Annotated in this window: 5 protein-coding genes; all 5 read left to right on the top strand. The window is 37.7% G+C overall.

What is annotated here, in order from left to right; translation table 11 throughout:
- The first annotated feature begins 321 nt into the window (after window positions 1-321).
- The 5 genes from rfbA (at window position 322) to TY15_RS22540 (ending at window position 5,331) form a co-directional block, all read left to right on the top strand.
- Complete coding sequence (gene rfbA / locus TY15_RS22560; protein ID WP_040204247.1) at window positions 322-1,209, top strand: glucose-1-phosphate thymidylyltransferase RfbA; 888 nt, start codon at window positions 322-324, stop codon at window positions 1,207-1,209.
- Window positions 1,206-1,748: a dTDP-4-dehydrorhamnose 3,5-epimerase gene (rfbC, locus tag TY15_RS22555; protein WP_040204249.1), complete on the top strand. Its 543-nt coding sequence runs from the start codon at window positions 1,206-1,208 to the stop codon at window positions 1,746-1,748. Before rfbA ends, rfbC begins: the two co-directional genes overlap by 4 nt.
- Before the next feature lie 21 nt (window positions 1,749-1,769).
- Window positions 1,770-2,732: a dTDP-glucose 4,6-dehydratase gene (rfbB, locus tag TY15_RS22550; protein WP_040204251.1), complete on the top strand. Its 963-nt coding sequence runs from the start codon at window positions 1,770-1,772 to the stop codon at window positions 2,730-2,732.
- A 37-nt stretch (window positions 2,733-2,769) separates the two neighbouring features.
- Window positions 2,770-3,624: a dTDP-4-dehydrorhamnose reductase gene (gene rfbD / locus TY15_RS22545; protein WP_040204252.1), complete on the top strand. Its 855-nt coding sequence runs from the start codon at window positions 2,770-2,772 to the stop codon at window positions 3,622-3,624.
- A gap of 174 nt (window positions 3,625-3,798) precedes the next feature.
- Window positions 3,799-5,331, top strand: a complete 1,533-nt coding sequence (locus TY15_RS22540; protein ID WP_040204254.1) for a glycosyltransferase — start codon at window positions 3,799-3,801, stop codon at window positions 5,329-5,331.
- Window positions 5,332-5,725: the final 394 nt, after the last annotated feature.

Genomic DNA, 5,725 nt, shown 5'->3' with positions numbered 1-5,725 from the left:
TTTGTTACGTTGGCTTAATTTCAATGAAGAAACTAATAATTTATTGTTTGTTGACGTTTTTGTTTGTTTAGTTTTCAAAGAACAAGTTCGTCGCTCATTCGAGACAACTTTTATACTATATCATTTCATTGATATCAATGTCAATAAGTTTTTTTAAGAAGTTTAATAGACTTAATGACAACTTTTATATCTTATCACCGTTGGATAATCATGTCAATAGCATCTTACAAATAAGTTGTACCGTATTTTCTTCATTGAACATAAAATACTCAAGGAACACGTTATTCCTTACTAGCTACCAACAAAAAGGAGGTCTTAAGTATGAAGGGAATTATTTTAGCAGGTGGAAATGGGACGAGATTATATCCAGTAACGAGGTCAATCTCAAAACATTTATTGCCGATTTACGATAAACCAATGATTTATTATCCACTCGCCACGCTCATGCTTGCTGGAATAAGGGAATTCTTAATTATATCTACTCCACAAGATATTCCTCGATACAAAGAACTGCTCGGAAACGGTTCAAATATAGGAATTTCAATAAATTATGAAATCCAACCTTCCCCAGAGGGAATTGCTCAGGCTTTCATCATTGGGGAAAAATTTATTGGACATGATAATGTTGCCTTAATCTTAGGTGACAATATTTTCTATGGTTTCGAATTTCAAAAACTATTAACAGAAGCTGCCCATCAAAAAAAAGGGGCTACTATCTTTGGCTATTACGTGAATGATCCCGAAAGATTTGGTGTCATTGGATTTTCAGCGGACGGTACCGTTACTTCCATTGAGGAAAAACCTATTATTCCTAAGACAAATTATGCCGTCACCGGTCTTTATTTTTACGATAATCGTGTCATAGAAATCGCCAAAGAGATTAAACCTTCTGCAAGAGGTGAACTTGAAATTACCGATGTAAATAAAGCCTATTTAGCATTAGGCGAGTTATCAGTAAAAGTGTTGGGCCAAAGCAATGCATGGATTGACACAGGTACACATGAATCTCTTTTTACAGCTTCACAATTTATTAAAACAATCGAAGAAACACAACATATTAAAATTGCCTGTATTGAAGAAATCGCCTTTCAAAGGGGCTATATCTCAAGGGATCATATAGATCATTTAGCCATGCCTTTAATGAAAAGTAATTATGGAAGATACTTGAAAGAGGCTATTGAAGCGCCCAAATTTAGAGGTGGGAAATGAACATTATCCCGACAAAATTACAAGGGGTGTTAATCCTAGAGCCGCATGTCTATAATGACAATCGAGGATACTTTTTGGAAAGCTATAACAAACAAACACTTGAACAAAATGGAATTCACATTGATTTTGTCCAAGACAACCATTCACTTTCAAAAGAAGCAGGAGTCATCCGAGGCTTACATTACCAGCAAAATCCGAAGGCACAGACAAAATTAGTACGGGTTGGGACTGGCGCTATTTATGATGTGATCGTTGACATTCAAAAGAATTCCCCCACATACGGCCAGTGGATCGGGGTTATTATTAGCGAAGAAAACAAACGACAATTACTTGTCCCAAAAGGATTCGCACATGGTTTCTGCACGCTCGTTCCTCAGACAAATGTGATGTATAAAGTCGATCAATATTATGACATTGACCATGATCGAGGCATCTTATGGAATGACCCTGCTATCGGCATTGACTGGCCTATTTCTAATCCCATTTTATCTACAAAAGATCGTGCGCTTCCTTTATTAAAAAATGTTGACTGGAATTAATTTTTAAAGGAGTAATTACACATGAATTTACTGATTACAGGAGGGGCCGGATTTATCGGTAGTAACTTTATTCAATATATGTTTGAAAAACATCCAGACTATCACATTATTAATGTTGATAAATTAACGTATGCAGGGAATCTAGAAAATTTAAAAGATATTCAAGAATCCAATCACTATGCCTTTATTAGAGGGGATATATTAAATAAAGAGTTATTAGATTATCTAGTTACGACTACTGAAATAGATTTGATTGTAAATTTTGCTGCTGAATCACATGTCGATCGGAGTATCACTAATTCTACTCGATTTGTGCAAACAAATATTGTTGGAACGCAAGTGCTGCTTGATGTAGCCCGAGAGCACGGTCTTCGTTTTATCCAAATCTCAACGGATGAAGTTTACGGTTCTCTAGGTGCAAACGGTTATTTTACTGAACAAACCCCTATCTCTCCAAATAGTCCTTATTCCGCTAGTAAAGCAAGTGCTGATTTTCTGGTGAGATCGTATTATGAAACATTTGGATTACCTGTCAATATTACAAGGTGCTCCAATAATTACGGACCTTTTCAATATCCAGAAAAATTCATACCCCTGATGGTAATAAAGGCTTTAACAGGGCAATCATTACCTATTTATGGGGATGGAAAGAACATTCGTGATTGGCTCCATGTGAAGGATCATTGTTCCGCTATTGATTTAATCATTCACCGAGCTACCCCAGGTGAAATTTACAATATTGGTGGACACAACGAGCACAAAAATATAGAAATTGCTGAAACAATCCTTGAGACGTTAGGCGTTTCCAAACATCTCATTACCTTTGTACCAGATCGTTTAGGGCATGATTACCGATATGCCATTGATTCCAGCAAGCTCCAAACAGAGTTAGGATGGAAGCCAAAATTTTCTTTTACTGAAGGATTACTCGAAACCATAACCTGGTATCAAACACATCAGGAATGGTGGAAAAAATTGATTTGAGCCACTGAGAATAATCGAAAAGATTGGGGAAAGCGAAATGAAGAAAGTTCTGGTGACAGGTGCCGAAGGCCAACTAGGGTCAGATCTAGTCCTCTCCTTAAAAATGGAAGGTTATAAGGTATATGGCCTAGGTAAATCTCAATTAAATATTTCTAATCTTGATGAGGTTAATAAGATTGTTGCCCAGATCGTTCCAGATATCATCATTCACTGTGCTGCCTTTACCCATGTCGATCTAGCAGAGATCAATGTAGACCAAGCATTTCTCGTTAATGGAATAGGCACACGAAATATAGCAATAGCTGCAGATCATATCAATGCAAAATTAATATATATTAGTACAGATTACGTGTTTGATGGTCAATCTAGCACGCCATATCATGAATTTTCACCCGTATCACCAATTAATCAATACGGCCATTCCAAATTGGCAGGGGAAAATTTTGTTCGAGATTTCCACTCAAGATTCTTCATTATCCGAACATCCTGGGTGTACGGAAAACAAGGAAATAACTTTGTAAAGACCATGCTGATGCTTGCTAAAGAAAAGGACGAATTACGGGTGGTCAACGATCAAATTGGCTGCCCAACTTATACAATGGATCTTGCACAATGTATTAATCAATTAATGGAAACGAGTAAATACGGGACTTACCACGTCTCCAATTCCGGCTACTGTACATGGTTTGAATTCGCGAAGGAAATATTTCAACAATCGAACCTCTCCCCTCACTTAATCCCATGTAGTACAGAAGAATTCCCGCGTCCCGCACCTCGGCCAAAATATTCTATTATGGATCATTTGAGCTTGCGTATAAATGATTTTGACCCTATGCCTCATTGGAAAAACGGGCTAGAAAGGTTCTTCCAGCAAATTCATCGATCAAAATAGGGAAACTGAATGACGATCTTCCATTGTATGTTATATTAATCGTTCAAACGGAGAGTATGAATGTGTTGAAGAATTAGTAACCATATCTTCATATAAAAGAATGTGGACAAACGCTAAGCCTTATAAAGAGTGAAAACACTCAAACAAATGAATTTTTTTGAAGGGAGTTACGACATGTCATCGGATCATACTCCGCTTTTGACTGCACATATATTTGTCTCAAAGCAAGAATCTATTACTAGATTGGTAAATAAATTATCCAAAAGCCGTGTTACCGTAAAAGTTTATGGACCAGAAGATGTATTACAGGAAATAAACCCGAAGCACCCTCGCGTCTACATTTCAATAGGACCGAAATGGTCAGAATTTACAACCCTAAATGCCTTACCCTCATACGAGCGCAATCGGTGGTTACATTTCACTTCACCAGCAGGAATTCTACCATATCATTTATTTTATTGTTGGCTTAAAGCTACTGACCCTCTCCCGGTGAATAAGCAGATCCCTTTAAATCGATTTTCATCTGAGACTCCATTGGTGTCTGTTTTTACGGCTAGCTATCGATCAAAAGAGAAAATACAACGCCCCTATCGTTCCTTACTAAATCAAAGCTATACAAATTGGGAATGGGTGGTAGTGGATGATTCAGGGGATGAGGATGAGACTTATACAAAGGACCTACTTCCACTTGAAGATCCCCGTGTAAGAAGATATCGTCAAGATGCGCGCAATGGTTATATCGGAGCGATCAAACGTTATGCCGCAGGTCTTTGTACTGGAGAAATTTTAGTAGAAGTTGATCATGATGATGAATTAACCCCTGACTGCCTTGAGAAAATTGTTCAGGCATTCCAACGAAACCCTGATTGCGGGTTTGCATATGGGGATTTTACAGAAGTGTATGAAGGGAGTAACCAGGCTCATTGGTATGGTTGGGATTGCGGATTTGGCTATAGCGTCCACTATCGAGTGTGGGTTCATACTATGAATCGTTGGCAAAATGTCCAAAGGCAAACTACTGTAAATGGAATTACAATCCGTCACTTGGTGGGTTTACCTAACCATCCTCGGGCCTGGACACGGGATTGTTATCACCTAATTGGTGGACACCGGGAAGAACTTTTAGTGGCGGATGACTATGATATTCTCGTTCGAACCTTCCTTTGTACAAAATACATTTCCATTCCTGATTTACTATATATTCAATACCGAAATAAAAATAGAGATAACTCTACTTTTCAACGAAATCAGCAGATTCAAATTCTTGTAAATGAAATTAATCTTAGTTACAGCGAGAGGATCTTTACAAGATTGCAAGAATTGGGATTGCCTGTAGAACAAATGCCATATAAACGCGTATGGGAAACATCAACCGCTGATGCTGCTCGGTTCACTAGCCATCTGGTTTATAAAAATTCCGATAAAATTTCGTATCTTTTTCCGATTCCTTTCTCCACTCCAACTACTGAACATCATCAGCTATTAGAAATCCTTCAGAAGGGGATCGAAACGCATTTTAGAGATATTGAAGTCGTTATAGTAGGTCGAATTCCCTCCGAAATTGAAGATTATGCATCGAAGGCACCCATGGGCGCCATTCGATGGTGGCCGATGGTACGAGATGATTCATTGGAAACTTGTATCGAGTATGCAAAATTTTGTGCTTCCTGTAACGAAAAAATAGTCGTATTACCTGAAAAAAGTTGAAAAATCATTATTAATACTATCAACTAATCTGCCTGAGGACTTTACAAAAGAACTCAGGCTGTTTTGTTTTATCAAGAAAAAGATTGTGCTGATTCACCATGTAATTTTAAGTAGTTCCTCTTATGAATTGATACTTTTTTTCTTCTTAAATTGAGTATTTGTCCCATACCGTTTAGATGGTTGATCAATATACATATAGAGTACGTCCCATTAATATAAGGGTGGTGAAATAATGTCTTCTAAGAAAGATGATAAAGACAAAGACAGACATAAGCACAAAGATATGGATAAATGTAAACACAAGGATAAGGACAAGCATAAGGATAAATGTAGGGGGAAACGTGGAAAAAGAGGGCCTCAAGGGCCTCAGGGACCTGAAGGACCTCAAGGGCGT

It is taken from the genome of Neobacillus jeddahensis (assembly GCF_000612625.1).
Lineage (GTDB): Bacteria > Bacillota > Bacilli > Bacillales > Cytobacillaceae > Neobacillus > Neobacillus jeddahensis.
The sequence above is the reverse complement of the archived record's forward strand: the minus strand, read 5'-3'. Positions and strand labels throughout refer to the sequence as shown.

Coding starts and splice junctions, on each gene's coding strand:
- rfbC (WP_040204249.1), top strand. CDS start 1,206: ATGAACATTATCCCGACAAAATTACAAGGGGTGTTAATCCTAGAGCCG.
- rfbD (WP_040204252.1), top strand. CDS start 2,770: ATGAAGAAAGTTCTGGTGACAGGTGCCGAAGGCCAACTAGGGTCAGAT.
- rfbB (WP_040204251.1), top strand. CDS start 1,770: ATGAATTTACTGATTACAGGAGGGGCCGGATTTATCGGTAGTAACTTT.
- TY15_RS22540 (WP_040204254.1), top strand. CDS start 3,799: ATGTCATCGGATCATACTCCGCTTTTGACTGCACATATATTTGTCTCA.
- rfbA (WP_040204247.1), top strand. CDS start 322: ATGAAGGGAATTATTTTAGCAGGTGGAAATGGGACGAGATTATATCCA.